The organism is Roseixanthobacter liquoris, from assembly GCF_043195135.2.
Classification (GTDB): Bacteria; Pseudomonadota; Alphaproteobacteria; order Rhizobiales; family Xanthobacteraceae; genus NCEH01.
The window spans coordinates 1,614,779-1,635,123 of sequence record NZ_CM195537.1 but is presented as its reverse complement, the minus strand read 5'-3'; the positions used below and the strand labels follow the sequence as shown (position 1 = coordinate 1,635,123).

Below are 20,345 nucleotides of genomic sequence, written 5' to 3'. Positions count from 1 at the left end.
CGCACGTGCCGCGGAATGGTATCGCGTGCATTCAGGCGGTATCGAGGAGGGGCGAGTTCTTATGAAATTGGTCAAGCGGCACGGCGACGCCCCGTCGCTCCGCACCTGGGCCGCGGCGAGCCTTCTCGCCCTTGCCGGAATGCTGGCCGGACGGACTCCCGTCGCGGCGGAGCCCCTTCCGACCCCCAGCGTGGATTTCGCGCTCAAGGCCAGGCTCGGCGGGCGGGTGCAGGTGGATATGGCCCGCCAGGGCAACCGGATGCGCATGGAGATCAGCAATCCGGCGGTGCCGGGAACTCTGCTCGGCTTCCTCAATGTCGACACCCGCAAGGTGGTCCTGGTCTCCCCCAGCCTGCCGAAGATGGGGATCGAGACCGATCTTCCGGCGGATTTCCAGATCGCGTCGCTCGCCGGCGAGGGCACGCGCGGCGGGACCTCCGAAGTCGCGGGAGAACGCTGCACCCTCTGGCAGGTGGAGAAGGCTGCCCAGCTCACCGGCCCGGCCACCGCCTGCATCACCGAGGACGGCATCGTGCTGCGCACCGAAGTGGAGATCCAGGGCAAGGCCCACCTCGCCTTCGAGGTGCTCTCGCTGACGCGCGGCCCCCAGGATCCCGACCTGTTCCGCCTGCCCCCGGGCACGCGCACGATGAAGATGCCGAACGGCGGCGGCCTGCTGCCCACGCCCGGCGTCGGACCCGCGCTCGCGCCCTGAGAGACGTGACGCGGCATCCGGCCGTGTCATCGCCGAGGCGAGGCCCGGATGCGCATGGAGATCAGCAATCCGGCGGTGCCGGGAACTCTGCTCGGCTTCCTCAATGTCGACACCCGCAAGGTGGTCCTGGTCTCCCCCAGCCTGCCGAAGATGGGGATCGAGACCGATCTTCCGGCGGATTTCCAGATCGCGTCGCTCGCCGGCGAGGGCACGCGCGGCGGGACCTCCGAAGTCGCGGGAGAACGCTGCACCCTCTGGCAGGTGGAGAAGGCTGCCCAGCTCACCGGCCCGGCCACCGCCTGCATCACCGAGGACGGCATCGTGCTGCGCACCGAAGTGGAGATCCAGGGCAAGGCCCACCTCGCCTTCGAGGTGCTCTCGCTGACGCGCGGCCCCCAGGATCCCGACCTGTTCCGCCTGCCCCCGGGCACGCGCACGATGAAGATGCCGAACGGCGGCGGCCTGCTGCCCACGCCCGGCGTCGGACCCGCGCTCGCGCCCTGAGAGACGTGACGCGGCATCCGGCCGTGTCATCGCCGAGGCGAGGCGCGGCCGTGGCGCGAGCGGCCGCGCGCCGGCTGCAATTCAGCCGTCGCGGGATTCCAGTCCGGTAGGGAGGCGCCCATGGACCGGCTCCGCCGCCGCTTCCCGGCGCAGGCGCCGGCGCAAGGCACCGAGCCACAATTCCCGCGAGCCGAGAATCGTCAGGGCGATGGCGAACGGCACGATGTAATAGAAGAGGCGGAACAGCAGCAGGGCGCCCACCATCTCCTCCTTGTCGAACTGCGGCAGCGCGATCAGCAGCGCCGCGTCGAACACGCCGAGGCCGCCGGGCGCATGGCTGGCGAAGCCGAGCAGCGTCGCGGTGATGAAGATCACCGCCAGCGAAACCGGATCGATATAAGGCGAGGCCGGCATCAGCATGTACATGGCCGCCGCGCACAAGGTGAGATCGAGAATGCCGATGCCCACCTGGATCACGGTCGACTTGCCGGCCGGCAAGGTGACGAACCAGGTGGAGCGGCCGATTTTGCGCGGCGCCGCGCTCACCCAATACATGTAGCCGAACAGGCCGATGAGGGCGGTCGCGCCGATCAGCCGGTTCACCAGCGGCGGCAATTGATCGACCGCGGTGGCGGCATCGGGATGGATCAGGATGCCGAGGCCGAGCACCGCGATATTGCCGAGCCAGAAGGTGAGCCCGGCGATGAAGCAGATCTTCGCCACATCGACCGCCGTCAGCCCCCAGGCCGAATAGATGCGGTAGCGCACCGAGCCGCCGGTGAAGACGGTGAAGCCCACATTGTGGCCGACCGAATAGGAACAGAAGCCCGCCATGGCCGCCACGCGATAGGGGATGCGCGTGCGCCCGATGGTCTTCAGGGCGAAGAAATCATACAGGGTCAGGGTGAGATACGCGCACGCCACCAGCACGAAAGCGGCGAAGACGAACCGCGGGTCCTTCTCCTTCAGCGCCAGCACGACCTGATCGAACTTCAGCTTGTGCAGCATCCGGTAGAGCACGACGGCGGCAAATCCGATGACCACAAGGCTCGCGATGAAGCCGAGCCCGTGCAGGCCCACTTTGTCCCGAAGGAAACGCCAGATTTTCACATGAAGCATGAAACACCATTTCCCCGCCGGCCACTTCTTGTTCCGCATCCACGGGGTGCCGGCCCGCGGTGCGTTTCTTTCAGGCCTCTTTCCCTTACGTCGGAACGCGTTTCGCGGCTATGCCTTGTTGCCGAGTTTGGAGCGCGGGCAAGCATTTCCTAATCCGGCAACACGGCCGGTCCAAGGCAAGCCCAGGCTGCGGTCACAATTTTACGGGATAGCCGATTTCCATGGTGCGGCCGCGCGGCAGGCCGAAGCGATCCACCGAGCGCTCCGCATTGCGGGCGAGAAACGCGAACACATGGGCGACCACGTCGCGCAGGCGGAAAATCTCGTCCGGCGGGATGATGCGCTCGTGGCCGATGACATAGATCGCCTCGTCCGGGTCGATGCCGCGCGCGCTGAGCGCCGGGCCGAGCACCGAGGGCACGTCGATCTGCTGCATGTAGCCGAACCGCAGATCCACCTGCACGAAGGTTCCATCCAGCAGGGTCACGCGCACCCGTTCCTCCAGCGACACGCGCGGGCGGGCGACGATCCACACGGAGACCACGACCGCCCGGTTGAAGCGGATCTTCATCACGTCCGCCATGCGCGAGAGCGCCACCGGCGTCATGGCGCCCGCGCGGGACAGGAAGATGGCGGTGCGCGGGCTCACCCCGTCGCTCGCGCGTTCCTTGCGCGCCACGAAGCCGTCGAGCGGCTCGGTGAAGCGGACCTGCTGGGCGACCACGGATTCCAGGCCGCGCCGCCAGCTCACCATGACGAAAATCACGATGCCGGCGATGGTCAGCGGCAGCCAGCCGCCGTCATGCAGCTTGGTGAGGTTGGAGGTGGCGAAGGCGGCATCCAGGGAGAGCAGGCAGACGCCGAGCGCGATCACCGCCGGCTTCGGCCAGCCCCAGGCACGGCTCACCTGGGCGATGAACAGGATCGAGGTGGTCACCATGGCGAAGGCGACCGCGATGCCATAGGCGGAGGCGAGGCGGTCGGACGCCTCGAAGCCCAGCACCACGGCGATGCAGGCGATCATCAGCAGCCAGTTGAGGCGCCCCACATAGATGTGCTGCTCATTGTGCTCGCTGGTGTAGCGGATGCGCATGGGCGGCAGATAGCCAAGCTCGATCGCCTGCTTCGCCAGCGAGAACACGCCGGTGATGATGGATTGCGAGGCAATCACCGTCGCCGCCGTGGCGAGCAGCAGCAGCGGGATGTCGAGCGGGTCGGGGCACAGGTCGAAGAAGGGATTGCGCACCGCGCTCGGATCCGTGAGCAGGATCGCGCCCTGGCCGAAATAGTTCAGCAGCAGCGCCGGCATGGCGACCACCAGCCAGGCCCGCGCGATCACCTTGCGGCCGAAATGCCCGAGATCGGCATAGAGCGCCTCGCCGCCGGTGATGGCGAGAAAGCACGCCCCGAGGATCACGCCCGCAAGGCCGGGATGCTCGATCAGCAGCCGCAGGCCGTGGCGCGGATCGAGCCCCACCAGCACCTCGGGCGCGCGCACGATGCCATAGATGCCGAGAATGCCGATGGCGCTGAACCAGATCAGCATGATCGGGCCATAGAAGCTGGCGATCTTGTCGGTGCCCGCGCGCTGGGAGAGGAACACGCCGAGCAGCACCGCCACGGTCAGCGGCACCACCCATTGGTTCAGTTGCGGGGCGATGACGCCGAGCCCCTCGATGGCGGAGAGCACCGACATGGCCGGGGTCAAAACGCCGTCGCCGATCAGCATCGCCGCGCCGAGCAGGCCGGCGGCGAGCAGATACCACCGCAGGCCGAGCGCGCTGCGGTGCAGGTCCAGCAGCGTGACCAGGGCAAGGATGCCGCCTTCCCCGTCATTGTCCGCGCGCAGCACCAGCATGACATATTTGACGGTCACCGAGAGAATGATGCTCCAGGTGATGAGCGAGAGCAGGCCGAGCACGTCGTCGGGCAGGAAATTGGTGCCGCCCACGGCCAGAACGCCCTGCTTGAGGGCGTAGAGGGGGCTGGTGCCGATGTCTCCGAACACCACGCCCAGCGCCCCGATCTCGGCGGCGAAGGGCAGAATACGTTTTCGTTCGCGGCTCACACTCAGGGACATGTCGCTGGATCCGCGCGCTTAACGAGGGGGCCGGGACAGAAGGGAACAGCGGCGCAGACAGCAGCCCGAACAGCCGCTTCGGCGCCACCCCGCGCGCCGCGATCGATGGTCATAACCGTCCAAGGCAGCCCCCCAGCAGCGCGCGACCGCAGCGAGCCGCAGCCGCTTCACACCTAGCTCTCTTCGCGAATGATGACAATGCGGGTCTCTGCCCTAAGGGCTGCGAATAAATCCCAATTGGAGCAGGTGCACCGCGCGCGGCCCGCCGGCCGGCGGCGACAAGATGGCGCAAGCCCCAGAAACGCCTGTGCCCCGGGGCTCGCGCGAGCACCGGGGCACAGAATCACGCATGCATGATCACGCACGCATGGCGGCGCGGCGCCGAGGCGCCGGCCGAACCGCGCTCAGTAGCGATAGGTCTCGGGCTTGAAGGGGCCTTCCTGCGGCACGCCGATATAGGCGGACTGCTGGTCGGACAGCTTGGTGAGCTTCACGCCGATCTTCTCGAGATGCAGCGAAGCGACCTTCTCGTCCAGGGTCTTGGGCAGCGTGTAGACCTTCTTGTCGTACACGCCCGGCTTGGTGAACAGCTCGATCTGCGCCAGGGTCTGGTTGGTGAACGAGGCCGACATCACGAAGCTCGGATGGCCGGTCGCGTTGCCGAGGTTCACGAGGCGGCCCTCGGACAGCAGGATGATGCGCTTGCCGTCGGTGAACTCCACCTCGTCGACCTGCGGCTTCACATTGTGCCACTTGAAGTTCTTCAGGCCGGCAACCTGAATTTCACTGTCGAAATGGCCGATGTTGCAGACGATGGCGCGGTCCTTCATGGCCCGCATGTGGTCCACGGTGATCACGTCGAGGTTGCCGGTGGCGGTCACGAAGATGTCGGCGCGCGTGGCGGCATCCTCCATCGTGGTGACCTCATAGCCTTCCATGGCGGCCTGAAGGGCGCAGATGGGATCGACCTCGGAGACCATCACGCGGCAGCCGGCATTGCGCAGCGAGGCGGCCGAGCCCTTACCCACGTCGCCGAAGCCGGCGATCATGGCGACCTTGCCGGCCATCATCACGTCGGTGCCGCGGCGGATGCCGTCCACCAGGCTCTCGCGGCAACCGTAGAGATTGTCGAACTTGGACTTGGTGACGCTGTCGTTCACGTTGATGGCGGGCCACAGCAGCGTGCCCTTCTTCTGCATCTCATAGAGGCGATGCACGCCCGTGGTGGTCTCTTCCGTCACGCCGCGGATGGAATTGGCGAGCTGGGTGTACCAGCCGTGCTTGTGCTTGAGGCGGCGCTTGATGGCCGCGAACAGCACTTCTTCTTCCTCATTGGTGGCGCCGTCGAGGAAGGCGGTGTCGCCCGCTTCCGCGCGCTTGCCGAGGTGAACCAGGAGGGTGGCGTCGCCGCCGTCGTCCAGGATCATGTTCGGCGCGCCGCCATCGGCCCATTCGAAAATGCGGTGGGTGTATTCCCAATAGTCTTCCAGGCTCTCGCCCTTCACGGCGAACACCGGGATGCCGGCGGCGGCGATCGCGGCGGCGGCGTGGTCCTGGGTCGAATAGATGTTGCACGAGGCCCAGCGGACATCGGCGCCGAGCGCCTTCAGCGTCTCGATCAGCACGCCGGTCTGGATGGTCATGTGCAGCGAGCCGGCGATGCGCGCGCCCTTGAGGGGCTGGCTCGGGCCGTATTCGGCGCGGGTGGCCATGAGGCCGGGCATCTCGATCTCGGCGATGTCCAGTTCCTTGCGGCCCCAGTCGGCAAGATTGATGTCTTTCACCACATAATCGGCGGTCATGTCGTCTCTCCGTGCTGCGACCTGCCGGTGCAGGGCGTCTCATCTTATGGGCAGCCCTCTAGCACGGGCGCCACCGATGGGCAATCAACATATAAAGAAATGCTTATATGTGAGAAAAGCCAGATCGGCCACCGCCTTAAGGCATCGCATGCGTGCCTTGCGCGAGGCGGGCCGCGAAAGCCGGCGCAGCGCTTTGATTTCATCGGTTTTTGTGTTATACAAGCCTTTACAGTCGATTGCTTTTCCAACCAGCCGCGTCGCGCGTGCATTTAATAGCGCATTCTCGGGAACATTGGGGCGAGATATCAGGCATCCGGCCGCGAAGGCGGTTTGGGTGCTTACGCGAGGTTGTAGTCATCGACTGACATGAGCGGGCCGTCGGGCGTACCGGCCGCGGCCCAGTCGCCAGCGCAAGGTGCGCCATCGCCCGGGTCATACCGGAAACGAGCGCTCGCGCGCCAACACGATCCGGCCGCTGGCCGGGTCAGGAGTGGTCAAGAGCATGTCGACAAAAAAGAGCGCCCAGGCCCGCCTTGGTTTCAAGACGGGCGAGCACATCGTGTACCCCTCGCACGGCGTCGGTCGTATCATGGCCATCGAGGAGCAGGAAGTCGCTGGCTTCAAACTCGAGCTGTTTGTCATATCTTTTGAGAAGGACAAAATGACGCTCCGCGTGCCGGTGCCCAAGGTGGCCACGGTGGGCATGCGCAAGCTGTCCGAGGCTCCCGTTGTCGCCAAGGCGCTGGAAATTCTCAAGGGTCGCGCGCGCGTCAAGCGCACCATGTGGAGCCGCCGCGCCCAGGAATATGAAGCGAAGATCAATTCCGGCGATCTCCTGGCCATCTCCGAGGTCGTGCGCGATCTCTACCGCTCCGATGCCCAGCCCGAGCAGTCCTATTCCGAGCGCCAGCTTTATGAAGCCGCTCTGGACCGCATGGCGCGCGAGCTTTCGGCGGTGGAGAACATCACCGACACCGAAGCGGTGAAGATGATCGAGCAGAATCTCCAGAAGGGCCCCCGCCGCGGCGCTGCCAAGGGCGAGGAAGCCGACGTGGAGGCTGAAGCCGACGCGGACACCGACCTTGAGGCCGAAGAAGCCGCCTGAGCGCGGCGGCCTCGCTTGCGTTCGCGCCCCGCGTATCGAACATCAAGGCCCGGCATCCGCCGGGCCTTTTCTTTTGGGCCGACGCCCGTCGGGCCCGGCTCGATGCATGCGCCTTGCCGCTGCGGCACAATGGACAATCGCGCCCCGGCGATTCACACTCGCCTACCCCCATCACAGGTCGGGACTGAAAACCTCCGCTGAGCCAATCCTCTGTTTCAGCAGGTGGCGGCGATGCCGGCGATCTGTTGGCGCGCCTTCAAGGGGTATCCCGAATTTCGTGGCTCATCGATTAGCATCGCCGCCGCTACGCTTCGGACAGCACGGCGGCGACAGGAGCGGCACCATGGATTACGTAAAATTCGGACGCACGGGACTTGAGGTCTCGCGCCTCGCCCTCGGCTGCATGACTTATGGCGCGCCCGATCGCGGGAACCACGCCTGGACCATGAATGAAGAGCAGAGCCGCCCGCTCATCCGCCAGGCGCTGGAGCTCGGCATCACCTTCCTCGACACCGCCAACACCTATTCCGACGGTCATTCGGAAGAAATCGTCGGGCGGGCCATCAAGGATTTCACGCGGCGCGAGGATGTGGTGCTCGCCACCAAGGTCTATAATCGCATGCGGCCCGGCCCCAATGGCGCCGGCCTCTCGCGCAAGGCGATCTTCGACGAGATCGACGCCAGCCTGCGCCGCCTCGGTACGGATTACGTGGATCTCTACCAGATCCACCGCTGGGATTACACGACACCCATCGAGGAGACCCTCGAGGCGCTGCATGACATCGTGAAGGCCGGCAAGGCGCGCTATATCGGGGCCTCCTCCATGCATGCCTGGCAATTCTCCAAGGCGCTCTACACCGCGCGGGCGAACGGCTGGACGCCGTTCGTCAGCATGCAGGATCACCTGAACCTGCTGTACCGGGAGGAGGAGCGCGAAATGCTGCCCCTGTGCGCCGACCAGGGCATCGCGGTGATTCCCTGGAGCCCCCTCGCCCGCGGCCGCCTCACCCGCGCCTGGGACGAGACCAGCGAGCGGCAGGAAAGCGACGCGGTCGGCAAGAATCTCTATGCCCACACCGCCCAGGCGGACCGGCAGGTGGTCGAGGCGGTCGAGGCGATCGCCAAGGCGCGCGGCGTACCCCGCGCCCAGGTCGCGCTCGCCTGGCTCGCGCAGAAGAAAGGCGTGACCGCGCCCATCATCGGCGCGTCCAAGCCCAACCACCTCACGGATGCGGTGGCGGCGTTGTCGCTCGCCCTCACCGAGGCGGAAATCGCCACGCTGGAAGCGCCCTACGTGCCGCACCGGGTGGCCGGCTTCCAATAGGCTCGAATAAGGGGCGGCGGCCGGTTTCGACCGCCGCCCGCATCGGATCAGCCGAACAGCTTGGCGGCGGTCTTGGCGACGATTTCGCCCTGGTGGCGGGCGCCGGCAAGATCGATCTCGGAGGGCTGGCGAGAACCGTCGCCGGCGGCGATCGTGGTGGCGCCGTAGGGCGCGCCGCCGACGATCTCGTCGACGCTCATCTGCCCCTGGTGGCTGTAGGGCAGGCCAACCACCACCATGCCGAAATGCAGCAGATTGGTGATGATGGAGAACAAGGTGGTCTCCTGGCCGCCGTGCTGGGTAGCGGTGGAAACGAAGGCCGCGCCCACCTTGCCGTTCAGCGCGCCGCGCGCCCACAGGCCGCCCGCCTGATCCAGGAACGCCGCCAGCTGCGACGACATGCGGCCGAAGCGCGTGCCGGTGCCGATGATGATCGCATCATAATGCTCAAGGTCAGCCACGGCGGCGACCGGGGCCGCCTGGTCCAGCTTGAAATGGGCACCCTTGGCGATCTCTTCCGGCACGGTCTCCGGAACGCGCTTCACGTCCACCTGGGCGCCGGCGGCGCGGGCCCCCTCGGCCACGGCATGGGCCATGGTCTCGATATGGCCGTAGGACGAATAATAGAGAACCAGAACCTTAGCCATCTCGGCCTCCAGAGGCGGAAAGCGGCGCGTGCCGCGGAAAGTGGCCGCACATTCGCACTCTCAAACTTCTGGATCTAGCCGAATAATCTGAACGATAATGATCGAGATTCTCGAATAGCATCCCGTCGCGGCCCGGCCGTGCCATGCCCGTCGCAAGGATGCGCGACGCCGGAGCGAGGACATGCCATGGCCGATCCCGGCACACCGACCTTCGACCAGCTGGCGGTGTTCCTCGCCGTGGTCGAAACCGGCAGCTTCGCCGGGGCGGCGCGCAAGCTCGGCCGGGCGACTTCGGTCATTAGCTATTCCATCGCCAATCTGGAAGCCCAGCTCGGCGTTTCCCTGTTCGATCGCGACACCACGAAGAAGCCCAGGCTCACCGAGGCGGGACGCACCGTGCTCGGCGAGGCGCGTGCGCTGGCCAATGGCGTCCACGCCCTGCGCGCCAAGGTGAAGGGTTTGCTGCACGGGCTGGAATCGGAAATCCATCTCGCGCTCGACGTCATGCTTCCCGCCGCGCGGGTGGTGGATGCATTGAAGGCCTTCAACGCGACGTTCCCGACCGTGACGCTGCGCCTCTATGTGGAAGCGCTCGGCGCCGTGACGCAGATGGTCCTCACCCGGCAGGCGAGCATCGGGGTGAGCGGCCCGCTCGACTTCGGCCTCGACGGGCTGGAGCGGATCGGCATCGGCGCGGTGGATCTGGTGCCGGTGGCGGCGCCCGGCCATCCGCTGGCGCAGGCGCGGCACAATCCGCCGGGCGCCGGGCGGGACCATGTCCAGCTGGTGCTGACCGACCGCTCCCCCCTGACGGAGGGCATGGACCTCGGCGTCATCGGCACCCGCACGTGGCGGCTCGCCGATCTCGGCGCGAAGCACACCTTGCTGCGCGAGGGCATCGGCTGGGGCAACATGCCCTTGCCGCTGGTGCGGGAGGATCTGGCATCCGGCCGGCTGGTGAAGCTGGACATGCCCGACGCCCAGGGCGCGCCTTATGCCCTGCAAGCCATCTACCGCACCGATACGCCGCCGGGTCCCGCCGGCGCGTGGCTCATCGCCCGGTTCGAACAGCAGGCGCGGCAGGGCTAGACGCGCGTGCACGCGCGCCGCCGGGCAGGTGCGGCGGCGCGATCATTCCGCACCGTCAGGCCGCGGCGGCCACCGGCTGGGACATCGCGAGCGCCGCCTCGAAATTCGCCGCCCAGCGCACGGCGTCGCCATCCGGCGCGAGGCCCATGCGGCGCAGCACCTGTTCCGTCTGCGGCGCCAGTCCGCACAGGATCACCTGCGTCCCCCCATGCCGGCAGCGGCGGACGAACTCGACGATGGCGCCGACCCCGGTGGCGTCGATCATCGGCACTTCTTCCATGCGCAGGATGAACGCGCGCGGCATCTGGCCGATCTGGTCCAATACCTCGGAGAGGTGCGCCGCCGCGCCGAAGAACAGCGGGCCGCTGACATCGAACGCCTCCACACCCGGCGGCAGCAGGGCGCGCACGTCCCCCTCGCCCTCCTCGGCGCCGGAAAAGGCCTCCACACGGGTCATTTCCGCCATGCGATGCATGAAGATGACCGCCGCCAGCACCACGCCCACCGCGATCGCCACCGTGAGATCCACCGCGACCGTCAGCCCGAGCGTGGAGAGCAGCAGCAGGCGGTCGCCGATGGGGGCGCTCATGAGATGGCGGATCTTGCCGATCTCGCTCATGTTCCAGGCCACCACCATGAGGATGGCGGCAAGGCTCGCCAGCGGCACATAGACCGCGAGCGGCGCCAGCAGCAGCATCACCGCCAGCACGAACACCGCATGCATCACGCCGGACACCGGGGTGCGGGCGCCGGCGCGGATATTGGTCGCGGTGCGCGCGATGGCCCCCGTCGCCGGCAGGCCGCCGAACAGGGCGGAGGCGGTGTTCGCGAGGCCCTGGGCGACCAGCTCCGCATTGGGCCGATGGCGGCCGCCGGTCATCCCGTCCGCCACCACGGCGGACAGGAGGCTTTCGACCCCGGCGAGGAAGGCGATGGTCAGGGCGCTCGGCAGCAGGTCGCCGATGCGCGCAAACGTGATCGTCGGGAAGCTCGGCGCCGGCAGCGCGCCGGAAATGCCGCCGAAGCGCGAGCCGATGGTGTCCACCGGCAGCTTCAGGAACATCACCGCGAGCGAGCCGAGCAGCACCACGATGAGGAATCCCGGCGCCTTGGGTGCCACGCGCCGCAGAATGAGGATGAGGGCGAGGGCGGCGACGGACAAGGCCGCCGTGGCGATCGAAACCGTGGGCGCCGCGGTGATCAGCGCGGTCCATTGGCCGATGAACTCCGCCGGCAGATGGGCGATGGTGAGGCCGAAGAAATCCTTCACCTGGCTGGAAAAGATGATGACCGCGATGCCGGCGGTGAAGCCCGTGACCACCGGCTCGGGGATATAGCGCATGAAATTGCCGAGCCGGGCAAATCCCGCCACCATCAGGATAATGCCGGCCATGAGGGTGGCGATGATGAGCCCGTCATAGCCATGGGCGGCGATCACGTTCGCCACCACCACGACGAACGCGCCGGTGGGGCCGCCGATCTGATAGCGGCTGCCGCCGAAGGCCGAGATGATGAAGCCGGCCACCACCACGGTGATCAGGCCCTTGTCGGGACTCGCGCCGGAAGCGATGGCGAGCGCCATGGCCAGCGGCAGCGCGACGATGGCGACGGTGAGGCCGGAGACCGCATCGGCCCGCAGGTCGGCGAAACGATATCCCTGCGCCAGCGCGGTGACGAGCTTTGGAACGAAACCCTGCCTCTGGGACCGCCTTCCCTGGCCGGCAACGGGCCCTGCCACATCGGTCATCTCATGTTCCCCATATCGGCCCCGGGGCCGGTATGCGAGAAAACGAGCGCACGCCGGCGGGAAATCGGGGCAACATCAATGCCCGTCGAGGCCTCGAAGCGCGGCCCAGGCAGGAACACGGCTCCCTAGCACTAAGTTTGGGCGCGGTGGGGTAAACATTCATGTACCAAATCGTCACAGAAGTGTGTTAGTGTTTAGAATGCCGATTTGTAGCGCGCATCTAGAACGGTCCGTGAAGCAATTTGGCTGTGTCCATTAGGCTGCGAGGCGAGAAACGGGTAGCGGACTTGAGGGTGTTTTGAAACTTCTTTTGAGTTGTTCCAAAACGTGTTCAGCACGCATCAGCAAGTTTAGCAATGGTGGATGGCCCTAGCCAGTATTGGCGACCTGACCTCAACGGAAATACACATGAGCCGTAACCGAGACTTCCGAGAGCCGCGCCGTCGTGGCTTTGATGACGACTTCGCCGCCCCGCCGCGCAGCAGTTTTGGAGGGGGCGACCGCCCCTTTTCTTCGCCGAGCAGCAGCTTCAGTGCTCCGGCTCCGTCTGGTCCGCCAATCGACGCCACCGTCAAGTGGTTCAACCCTGAGAAGGGCTTCGGCTTCGTCGAGCTCTCCGACGGTTCCGGCGACGTGTTCCTGCATGCCCGGGCCCTCGAGGCCGCCGGCCAGGAAAGCGTTCCTCCGGGCTCCAAGCTGAGCGTTCGCGTCGGCCAGGGCCAGAAGGGCCGCCAGGTCACCGAAGTGCTCGAAGTCGACACCTCGACCGCCGAGGCAGCCCCTCCCCGCCGTGAACGCACGGGCGGTTTTGGTGGCGCGCCCCGTTCGGGCGGCTTCGGCGCTGGCGCCGGTGCCGGTCCGCGTGCGGCCTCCGGCCCCACGGAAGAGCGCGTCGGCACCGTGAAGTGGTACAATCCCGATAAGGGCTTCGGCTTCATCGCCGTCGAAGGCGGCGGCAAGGACGTGTTCGTCCACGTGACCGTCGTGTCCCGCTCCGGCCTGGCCGATCTGGCCGAAGGCCAGCGCGTCGTGGTGCAGGTGGGTCAGGGCCCCAAGGGCCCCGAAGCCCGCGGCATCGAAGTCGCCGACTGATCACAGAATTTGAGGCGGGATCTCCCGCCTCGCTTTTCGAGACGGGCGTGACCTGTGAGGTCGCGCCCGTTATCGCATATGCAAGGGATACAGCGTAAAAATGGCGCAGCAAGCCGAGGCAGACCTCCAGGGGCTCCTCGATAAATTGAAGACGGCCCAGCGCGAGCTTCTTCTTAACGCCGCCCGGTCCGCGACCTTTCCCTCGGACGGCGCACTGCGCAAGATTTCCGAATTGGAAGGCGCCATCGCCGCAACCGAAGCGCTGCTTCAGGAAACCGCACCCAGGCGTTGAACGACACCCGCCGGGCATGGCACTCTCACCTTACCCGTGGTGTGCCTCCGGCAACCGGCTCGATAAAGGGCCGGCCGATTGCGGGCATGTTCCGCGAATTTGACGAGGCCGACCCTGCGGCGGGTCGTCCCTCACGGCGCGCCATCAGCGCCCCCCTCTCGGCCGAACGGGTACCGGCACTTCCCAGCCCCATGGAACGCTTGCGCCGGACCCGGCGGATGCCTCAGCTCGCCCGCTCCACCAGCAGCTTCGCCACCGCCGCCCGCAATTCCGGAAGCCCGGCGCCGGTATGGCTGGAGGTTGCGAAAACATGCGGATAGGCCGCCGGCCGCTTGCGGATCTTCGCCTCGGTCTCGGCGAGGCGTTCCGGGAAGGCACTGGGCTTCACCTGGTCCACCTTGGTGAGCACGATGGCATAGGACACCGCCGCCTTGTCCAGCAGGTTCAGCACATCCTCGTCCACCGGCTTGATGCCGTGGCGCGCGTCGATCAGCACGAACACGCGGGCCAGGTTCACCCGCCCGCGCAGATAGTCGAGAATGGTCTGCGTCCAGGCCTCGACCTTCTCCTTGGGTGCCTTGGCGAAGCCGTAGCCCGGCATGTCCACCATGGTCAGTTGCGGGCCCACGCGGAAAAAGATCAGCTCCTGCGTGCGCCCCGGCGTCACCGACGTGCGCGCCAGGGTCTTGCGCCCCGTCAGCGCATTGACGAGGCTGGATTTGCCCACATTGGACCGGCCCGCGAAGGCAATCTCGAGGCCCAGCATGGGCGGCAGGAATTCCACCGTCGGCGCGGCGGTGAGGAAATTCCATTCGGCGGCGAACAACAGCCGCCCCTGTTCGAGGAATTGCGCGTCCAGGTCTGTCGAAGGCTCGGTCATGCACGGCTTATCCGCCGGACCGGCGGGTTTCGCAAGCCTCACGCCGCAATGGCCGTCACAGGCTCATGCGATGCAAGGTGGCGTCGCGGTCCACGAACCGATGCTTCAGTGCCCCGGCCACATGCAGGAGGAGCGCCGCCAGCAGCAGATAGGCAAAGACCGCGTGCAGCAGGCTCGCCGTCGCGTACAGATCCGCATTCGGTGCCACGAGATCGGGCAAGGTGAAAAGATTGAACGGCCGCGTCGGCAGATGCAGCGGCGATGAAGAGACCACCAGCCAGCCCGTGAGCGGCACGCCGACCATCAGCACATAAAACAGCGTATGCACCATGCGCGCGGCCGCAGCTTCGAGGCGCGCGCGGCCGCTCCCGCGTGGCGCTGCGCGAGGACCCCTCGTTCCGAGGCGCAGTGCGAGCCGCAGCGCCACCAGCGGCAAGATCAGGACGCCGAGGGACTTGTGCCATTGGTACAAGGCGAAGGTCTGGCCGAGATCGAACGTGCCATAGGCCATGGCCAGGCCGAGCCCGAGCAGCGCCATCAGCAGCGCGGCCATCGCCCAATGCAGCCACCGCAGCGGCAGGCTCCACCGCTCCGGCATCGCCGCCGAAGCCCCCTGCCCGCTCATCGGGCGGCGGCCTGCGCATAGACCGTGATGCGCACGTCATCCGACACCAGCGGCAAGCCGCCGGTCATGCCGAAATCCGAGCGATGGATCGCCCCTTCCACCTGGAAGGCGAAGCCATCGCGACTGCCGGCGTGGTGCTGCGCCACGTTCACGTCGAACGCCTGCTCGCGGGTCACGCCCAGCAAAGTGAGATTGCCGACCACTTCCACGGTCGTGTCGTCGAGCTTGCGCACGCGCGTGGATACGAAGGTGATGTCGGGAAAGCGGGCCGAATCCAGGAAGCCGGGTCCGCGCACATATTCGTCCAGCGCCGGTGCCTGGGTATCCAGCGAGTTCGCGCCCACGCGGAACATCACCTTGCTGCGCGCCGGCATGTCAAAATCGATGTTGAGGTCGGCGGAGAAGGTGCGGAATACCCCCTTGGTCACCGGATATCCCTTGGCGCCGACCTCGAAGCCGATCCGCGTCGCCGCCGGATCCACGGAAAAGGCGACGGGCGCCGCGGCCGCGGGGGCCGCGCAGAGCAGAAGGCCTATACATCCGAGAACCTTCAGCATCATCATGCCCTTCATTCGCGATGGACGGACCATACCTTTCCAGCGTGCGGATCTAAGGCGTAAGCGTGCCATCGGCGGCAGCGGGCATCAAACATGAGTGAAGCGCCCCACCGCCAGGTGGAGCGCTTCAGGTCTTACACGGAACAGGGCCGGAAGGATCTGGTGCTTATCCTTTGGCTGGCGCCTTCTTCTTGAAGACGCTCCGGATATTGTCCCATAGCTCGATCTTGACGCCGTTGCGCTTCATGATCGCCGTCTGCTGGAGCACTGAGAGGGTGTTGTTCCACGCCCAGTAGATCACCAAGCCTGCCGCGAAATGGGCCAGCATGAAGGTGAAGATGATCGGCATATAGTTGAAGATCATCTGCTGGGTCGGATCCGGCGGAGCCGGGTTCAGCTTCATCTGAACCCACATGGTCACGCCCATGATCAGCGGCCAGGCGCCGAGCATCAGATAGGAGCCGACCACCGGCACGCTGCTCGGATCCCACGGGATCAGGCCGAACAGGTTGAAAACGGTGGTCGGATCGGGCGCCGACAGGTCGCGGATCCAGCCGAAGAACGGCGCGTGCCGCATTTCGATGGTCACGAACAGCACCTTATAGAGCGCGAAGAAGACCGGGATCTGGATCACGATCGGCAGGCAGCCTGCGATCGGATTGATCTTCTCCTTCTTGTACAGCTCCATGGTGGCTTGCTGCTGCTTGACCTTGTCATCCGCGAAACGCTCGCGAATGGCGACCATCTCGGGCTGCAGGGCCTTCATCTTGGCCATCGAGGTGTAGGACTTGTTGGCGAGGGGGAAGAAGATCCCCTTCAGCAGCACCGTCACGATCAGGATGGCGACGCCGAAATTGCCGACCACGTGGAAGATCCAGTCGATCACCTGGAACAGCGGCTTGGTGATGAAATAGAACCAGCCCCAGTCGATCAGGCGGTCGAAGCGGTCGATGCCATAGCGGGTGGCATAGCCGTCCACCACCGCGACCACCTTGGCGCCGGCGAACAGGCGCGACTCGGACGCTGCGGTGGTGCCGGGCTCGATGGTCTTGGCGGCAGCGAGATAATCCGCCTGGAAGGTGGGCACATTGCCGACCGTCGAGGTGGAGAAGCGCGCATCCACCGCCACGCTCTGGTCGGGAATGACGGTCGCGGCCCAATATTTGTCGGTGATGCCGAGCCAGCCGCCGGTGGACTTGAACAGGTTCGGCTTGGCCGCGTCCATCTTCGCGTAGGTGACTTCCTGCAAGCCGGCATCGCCCAGCACGCCGATCAGGCCTTCATGCAGGATATAGAAGCCCTGGGTGTGGGGAATGCCGTGGCGCGACACCAAAGCGTAGGGATAGAGCGTCACGGCGGCGGCGGCATTGTTCACCACCTCGTCCTTCACCGTGAACATGTAGAATTCGTCGATCGCGAACGTGCGCTTGAAGATCAGGCCCTGGCCGTTGTCATAGGTCAGCACGAGGGGCGCATTGGGCGTCAGCGTCGCGCCGGCGGGGGCGGTCCACACCGTATCGGGACCGGGCAGCGTCACCGAGGCGCCGGGCGCCGAGGTCCAGCCGAATTCCGCATAGAAGGGATTGGGCGCGCCGGAAGGGGAAAGCAGCACGATGATCGGGCTCGTAGGATCCACGGTCTCGTGATACTCGGCCAGCGAGATATCGTCCGCGCGGCCGCCCTTCAGCGAGATGGAGCCCTTCACGCGCGGCGTGTCGATGGCGACGCGGGGCGAAAGGGCGAGCGCCTGCTCGCGGGTCAGCGCCCGGCCGGGGGCACCGGCCGCGTGGCTCGCCGGCGCCGTCACGCCATCCGGGCCCGGGGTCGCGGAGGCGGCCGGGGTCTGGCTCTGCTGCTCGGCCTGCTGCTGCGCCTGCTGAAGCACACGCTGCTGCTCGGCGGCCTGCCGCTGTTTCTCCGCCTGCGGAATGCCGATGAAATATTGCCAGCCGAGGAGGATCGCCAGGGACAAGCCGATGGCGATGAACATATTGCGATTGTCGGTCATGCCGGGCGGGCTCCGTCGGCGGGGGCGGACGTTTCTTTGGTTCTTGGCTTTCCGGCGCCATGCAGCCGGGACACGGCGCGCTCAAGATCGCGCACCAGATCCGGAAAGGGCGCGTGCAAGGCGTGCAGGCGCGCCACCATCACATAATCGAAGCCCGGGCGGGCCTTTGCCGGCAACACCTGCCGCGCCACTTCCCGCAGTCGGCGGCGGATGCGGTTGCGCACGACGGCATTGCCAACCTTCTTGGTGACCGTCAGGCCGATCCGGGCTTCGCCCTGGTCCTTGCGGTCACGCCCCTGCAACAGGAAGCCCGCGACACCGGCACGTTCTGCCTTTGCCGCGGCTAGAAAATCACGCCGCTTGAGGAGCCGATCCAAGATGAACAGCTCCGCAGGCGCAGATCACGCCGAAAGGCGCTTGCGGCCGTGTGCCCGGCGGGCAGCGATGATCTTGCGGCCATTCATCGTCGCCATGCGCGCACGGAAGCCGTGCCGACGCTTGCGCACGAGCTTGCTCGGTTGGTAGGTGCGCTTCACGGTTCTTGTCTCCGGAGTTTTGACGGCGACATCCGCTATCCTGAACCCTTTCCATCGGCCGAAGCCTTTGGCGCCCACCCGATGTCAATCGGGTATAAGGCAAGGTCCCAGGAGCCGGAGCCGCCCGAGTTCGGGCTCGGCTTATAGGCGGCGAAGGGCTGCGCGTCAACGCCCTTGGGACGGTTGCCCGGCACTGTCCCCGGTTGGCGATGCCGGATCCACGGCGGTTTCGCGCGTCTCGGCGGGGGCCGGCGCGCCCTCCGCCTCGGGATTCTGGGCCACCGGGGCAGGGCCACTTTCGGCCGTGGGCGCGGCCGCAGCGGCGGCATTTTCTTCTGCGCCACCAAGGGGCGCGGCTGAGTCCGGCGGGACCGGGCCGCCGGGCAGCGGGCCGATGCTGGAGGGCGCATCGTCGGTGCCGTCGCGCAGCACATAGGCGAGCATGCCGCGCGCAACCTCCCGTTCGCCCATGATGATAAAGCCGGCCCCGCCCTGGCGCAGATGCTCCACTTCCGCGTCGGAATGGGCGCGGGCGATGATTTCCAGCCCCGGATTGAGCGCGCGCGCCTTGCGCAGGACGCTCGCGGCCTCGAAGCCATCGGGAATCGCCAGGATCAGCCGCCGGGCGCCCGGCAGATTCGCGGAGGCGAGCGCTTCCGGCGCCGCCGCATTGGCGGGCAGCACCTCGATGTTCGCGCGCCGCAGCGATTCCACGGCGTCTCCGCCGTCCTCGATCACCAGGAAGGGGATGCCGCCGCCGCGCAGCCCCTCGGCGATCAGCCGGCCCACCCGTCCATAGCCGACCAGCACCGTGTGCCCGCTCTGATGCGTGGGCACGAGCGCCGCCGGCTGGTCCTTGGGGCGGCGCTCCACCGCCGGCTCGGCCGTCTTGCGCGTCAGGCGCGGCCGCAGCCGGTCCAGGGTCAAGAAGAAGAACGGATTGATGAGAATGGAGAGAATCGCCGCCGCGAGGATCAGGTCGCGGCCCGCCGCCGGCATCAGGCCGAGATCCACGCCCAGCGCGGCGAGGATGAAGGAGAATTCGCCGATCTGCGCAAGGCTCGCCGAAATCGTCAGGGCGGTGAGCTTCTCATAGCCGAACACCCGCACGATCAGATAGGCCGCCACCGATTTGCCGACGATGACCACAAGAAACGTCCCGAGCAATTCCAGCGGCTGGCGCAGCAGGATGGTGGGATCCACCAGCATGCCGACGGACACGAAGAACAACACCGCGAACGCATCCCGCAGCGGCAGGGTTTCTTCCGCCGCGCGATGGGCGAGCGGGGATTCGCTCAGAACCATGCCGGCGAAGAAGGCGCCGAGCGCGAACGACACCCCGAACAGCAAAGCCGACCCATAGGCGACGCCCAGCGCGATCGCCAGAACGGCAAGGCGGAACAGTTCGCGCGACCCGGTGTGGGCGACCCAGTGCATGATCCAGGGAATGACCCGCCGGCCCACCACCAGCATGAGAACCACGAACGCCGCGACCTTTCCGATCGTCAGGCCGAGCGTATATTCGATATCGGACGAGCCGAAGAGCGCCAGCGCCTCGCCATTGGCCACGCTGCGCCCGCCGAGCGCGCCGGACATGGCCGGCAGCAGGACCAGCGCCAGCACCATGGCAAGGTCCTCCACGATCAGCCAGCCGACCGCGATGCGCCCCTGCTCGCTCTCCAGCAGGCGGCGTTCCTGGAGCGCCCGCAGCAGCACCACCGTGCTGGCGACCGACAAGGCGAGGCCGAACACCAGCCCGCCGCCGAGGCTCCAGCCCATCAGATGCGCCAGCCCCATGCCGAGGATGGTCGCCACCGCGATCTGCACCACCGCGCCGGGAATGGCGATGGCCTTCACCGACAGCAGGTCCTTCAGCGAAAAATGCAGGCCGACGCCGAACATCAGCAGGATCACGCCGATCTCGGCGAGCTCGGTCGCCAGATGCTGGTCGGCGACGAAACCGGGCGTGAACGGACCCGCGACGATGCCGGCGAGCAGATAGCCGACCAGGGGCGACACCCGCAGCCGTTGCGCCACCGCCCCCAGGATGAAGGCCAGGACGAAGGCCATCACAATGGTCGCGATCAGGGGAGTGGCGTGCGGCACGTTCGGGCTCCGGCGCTAAGGCATTGATGGTGCGAGGAACCGCCCGGACGGGCGGCGATGGGAGGCCTGGAGAGGACCCGCCCTCAGCTTAGCCCAAACGGTATGGCGACACAGGGA

At 66.7% G+C, this 20,345-nt stretch carries 19 protein-coding genes; 7 read left to right on the top strand and 12 right to left on the bottom strand.

Going from position 1 to position 20,345, the window contains the following annotated elements; all coding sequences use genetic code 11:
- Positions 1–61: 61 nt before the first annotated feature.
- Both V5F84_RS07255 and V5F84_RS07250 read left to right on the top strand, forming a co-directional pair.
- On the top strand, positions 62–715 hold the full coding sequence (locus tag V5F84_RS07255) for a hypothetical protein (protein WP_394046073.1): 654 nt from the start codon (positions 62–64) through the stop codon (positions 713–715).
- A 48-nt stretch (positions 716–763) separates the two neighbouring features.
- On the top strand, positions 764–1,219 hold the full coding sequence (locus V5F84_RS07250; protein WP_394046071.1) for a hypothetical protein: 456 nt from the start codon (positions 764–766) through the stop codon (positions 1,217–1,219).
- 81 nt (positions 1,220–1,300) lie between these two features.
- Here the strand turns inward: V5F84_RS07250 and V5F84_RS07245 are convergent, their stop codons facing one another.
- From V5F84_RS07245 to ahcY, 3 genes are all read right to left on the bottom strand, one after another.
- Positions 1,301–2,338, bottom strand: coding sequence for a putative bifunctional lysylphosphatidylglycerol flippase/synthetase (locus V5F84_RS07245; RefSeq protein WP_394046069.1), 1,038 nt, complete (start codon positions 2,336–2,338; stop codon positions 1,301–1,303).
- 193 nt (positions 2,339–2,531) lie between these two features.
- Positions 2,532–4,418 (bottom strand): potassium transporter Kup, encoded by a 1,887-nt coding sequence (locus V5F84_RS07240; protein ID WP_394046067.1) that lies wholly within the window; start codon positions 4,416–4,418, stop codon positions 2,532–2,534.
- Between the two features lie 404 nt (positions 4,419–4,822).
- On the bottom strand, positions 4,823–6,220 hold the full coding sequence (gene ahcY / locus V5F84_RS07235) for an adenosylhomocysteinase (protein ID WP_394046065.1): 1,398 nt from the start codon (positions 6,218–6,220) through the stop codon (positions 4,823–4,825).
- Between the two features lie 502 nt (positions 6,221–6,722).
- Between ahcY and V5F84_RS07230 the strand changes: the two genes are divergently transcribed.
- Together V5F84_RS07230 and V5F84_RS07225 are read left to right on the top strand one after the other, a co-directional pair.
- On the top strand, positions 6,723–7,325 hold the full coding sequence (locus tag V5F84_RS07230) for a CarD family transcriptional regulator (protein ID WP_394046063.1): 603 nt from the start codon (positions 6,723–6,725) through the stop codon (positions 7,323–7,325).
- Positions 7,326–7,668: 343 nt separating this feature from the next.
- Positions 7,669–8,649, top strand: coding sequence for an aldo/keto reductase (locus V5F84_RS07225; protein ID WP_394046061.1), 981 nt, complete (start codon positions 7,669–7,671; stop codon positions 8,647–8,649).
- A gap of 47 nt (positions 8,650–8,696) precedes the next feature.
- On the opposite strand, the gene wrbA is transcribed toward V5F84_RS07225, so the two are convergent.
- Entirely contained in the window at positions 8,697–9,296 is a 600-nt protein-coding gene (gene wrbA, locus V5F84_RS07220) for an NAD(P)H:quinone oxidoreductase (RefSeq protein ID WP_394046059.1), read from the bottom strand.
- A gap of 186 nt (positions 9,297–9,482) precedes the next feature.
- Between wrbA and V5F84_RS07215 the strand changes: the two genes are divergently transcribed.
- Positions 9,483–10,385 carry a LysR family transcriptional regulator gene (locus V5F84_RS07215; RefSeq protein ID WP_394046057.1) on the top strand — a complete coding sequence of 301 codons (903 nt, stop codon included), beginning with the start codon at positions 9,483–9,485 and terminating at the stop codon, positions 10,383–10,385.
- A 55-nt stretch (positions 10,386–10,440) separates the two neighbouring features.
- On the opposite strand, the gene V5F84_RS07210 is transcribed toward V5F84_RS07215, so the two are convergent.
- Positions 10,441–12,132: a SulP family inorganic anion transporter gene (locus V5F84_RS07210; RefSeq protein WP_394046055.1), complete on the bottom strand. Its 1,692-nt coding sequence runs from the start codon at positions 12,130–12,132 to the stop codon at positions 10,441–10,443.
- Between the two features lie 408 nt (positions 12,133–12,540).
- On the opposite strand from V5F84_RS07210, the gene V5F84_RS07205 reads away from it, so the two are divergent.
- Together V5F84_RS07205 and V5F84_RS07200 are read left to right on the top strand one after the other, a co-directional pair.
- Complete coding sequence (locus V5F84_RS07205; protein ID WP_394014807.1) at positions 12,541–13,224, top strand: cold-shock protein; 684 nt, start codon at positions 12,541–12,543, stop codon at positions 13,222–13,224.
- 100 nt (positions 13,225–13,324) lie between these two features.
- Positions 13,325–13,516 carry a hypothetical protein gene (locus V5F84_RS07200; protein ID WP_394046053.1) on the top strand — a complete coding sequence of 64 codons (192 nt, stop codon included), beginning with the start codon at positions 13,325–13,327 and terminating at the stop codon, positions 13,514–13,516.
- A 223-nt stretch (positions 13,517–13,739) separates the two neighbouring features.
- Here the strand turns inward: V5F84_RS07200 and yihA are convergent, their stop codons facing one another.
- The 7 genes from yihA to ybaL all read right to left on the bottom strand — a co-directional run bounded on the left by yihA (position 13,740) and on the right by ybaL (position 20,228).
- On the bottom strand, positions 13,740–14,396 hold the full coding sequence (gene yihA / locus V5F84_RS07195) for a ribosome biogenesis GTP-binding protein YihA/YsxC (protein WP_394046051.1): 657 nt from the start codon (positions 14,394–14,396) through the stop codon (positions 13,740–13,742).
- A 55-nt stretch (positions 14,397–14,451) separates the two neighbouring features.
- Entirely contained in the window at positions 14,452–15,021 is a 570-nt protein-coding gene (locus tag V5F84_RS07190; protein ID WP_394046049.1) for a cytochrome b, read from the bottom strand.
- Positions 15,018–15,584: a YceI family protein gene (locus V5F84_RS07185; RefSeq protein ID WP_509277176.1), complete on the bottom strand. Its 567-nt coding sequence runs from the start codon at positions 15,582–15,584 to the stop codon at positions 15,018–15,020. The genes V5F84_RS07190 and V5F84_RS07185 overlap by 4 nt, the downstream gene beginning before the upstream one ends.
- Before the next feature lie 160 nt (positions 15,585–15,744).
- Entirely contained in the window at positions 15,745–17,586 is a 1,842-nt protein-coding gene (gene yidC, locus V5F84_RS07180) for a membrane protein insertase YidC (RefSeq protein WP_394046045.1), read from the bottom strand.
- A complete protein-coding gene (rnpA, locus tag V5F84_RS07175) occupies positions 17,583–17,963 on the bottom strand; it encodes a ribonuclease P protein component (RefSeq protein ID WP_394046043.1) in 381 nt (126 codons plus the stop codon). Before rnpA ends, yidC begins: the two co-directional genes overlap by 4 nt.
- A gap of 24 nt (positions 17,964–17,987) precedes the next feature.
- Positions 17,988–18,122 (bottom strand): 50S ribosomal protein L34, encoded by a 135-nt coding sequence (rpmH, locus tag V5F84_RS07170; protein ID WP_348846609.1) that lies wholly within the window; start codon positions 18,120–18,122, stop codon positions 17,988–17,990.
- Between the two features lie 165 nt (positions 18,123–18,287).
- Positions 18,288–20,228: a YbaL family putative K(+) efflux transporter gene (ybaL, locus tag V5F84_RS07165; RefSeq protein ID WP_394046041.1), complete on the bottom strand. Its 1,941-nt coding sequence runs from the start codon at positions 20,226–20,228 to the stop codon at positions 18,288–18,290.
- Positions 20,229–20,345: the final 117 nt, after the last annotated feature.

Coding starts and splice junctions, on each gene's coding strand:
- V5F84_RS07255 (WP_394046073.1), top strand. CDS start 62: ATGAAATTGGTCAAGCGGCACGGCGACGCCCCGTCGCTCCGCACCTGG.
- V5F84_RS07250 (WP_394046071.1), top strand. CDS start 764: ATGCGCATGGAGATCAGCAATCCGGCGGTGCCGGGAACTCTGCTCGGC.
- V5F84_RS07245 (WP_394046069.1), bottom strand. CDS start 2,338: ATGCTTCATGTGAAAATCTGGCGTTTCCTTCGGGACAAAGTGGGCCTG.
- V5F84_RS07240 (WP_394046067.1), bottom strand. CDS start 4,418: ATGTCCCTGAGTGTGAGCCGCGAACGAAAACGTATTCTGCCCTTCGCC.
- ahcY (WP_394046065.1), bottom strand. CDS start 6,220: ATGACCGCCGATTATGTGGTGAAAGACATCAATCTTGCCGACTGGGGC.
- V5F84_RS07230 (WP_394046063.1), top strand. CDS start 6,723: ATGTCGACAAAAAAGAGCGCCCAGGCCCGCCTTGGTTTCAAGACGGGC.
- V5F84_RS07225 (WP_394046061.1), top strand. CDS start 7,669: ATGGATTACGTAAAATTCGGACGCACGGGACTTGAGGTCTCGCGCCTC.
- wrbA (WP_394046059.1), bottom strand. CDS start 9,296: ATGGCTAAGGTTCTGGTTCTCTATTATTCGTCCTACGGCCATATCGAG.
- V5F84_RS07215 (WP_394046057.1), top strand. CDS start 9,483: ATGGCCGATCCCGGCACACCGACCTTCGACCAGCTGGCGGTGTTCCTC.
- V5F84_RS07210 (WP_394046055.1), bottom strand. CDS start 12,132: ATGACCGATGTGGCAGGGCCCGTTGCCGGCCAGGGAAGGCGGTCCCAG.
- V5F84_RS07205 (WP_394014807.1), top strand. CDS start 12,541: ATGAGCCGTAACCGAGACTTCCGAGAGCCGCGCCGTCGTGGCTTTGAT.
- V5F84_RS07200 (WP_394046053.1), top strand. CDS start 13,325: ATGGCGCAGCAAGCCGAGGCAGACCTCCAGGGGCTCCTCGATAAATTG.
- yihA (WP_394046051.1), bottom strand. CDS start 14,396: ATGACCGAGCCTTCGACAGACCTGGACGCGCAATTCCTCGAACAGGGG.
- V5F84_RS07190 (WP_394046049.1), bottom strand. CDS start 15,021: ATGAGCGGGCAGGGGGCTTCGGCGGCGATGCCGGAGCGGTGGAGCCTG.
- V5F84_RS07185 (WP_509277176.1), bottom strand. CDS start 15,584: ATGATGATGCTGAAGGTTCTCGGATGTATAGGCCTTCTGCTCTGCGCG.
- yidC (WP_394046045.1), bottom strand. CDS start 17,586: ATGACCGACAATCGCAATATGTTCATCGCCATCGGCTTGTCCCTGGCG.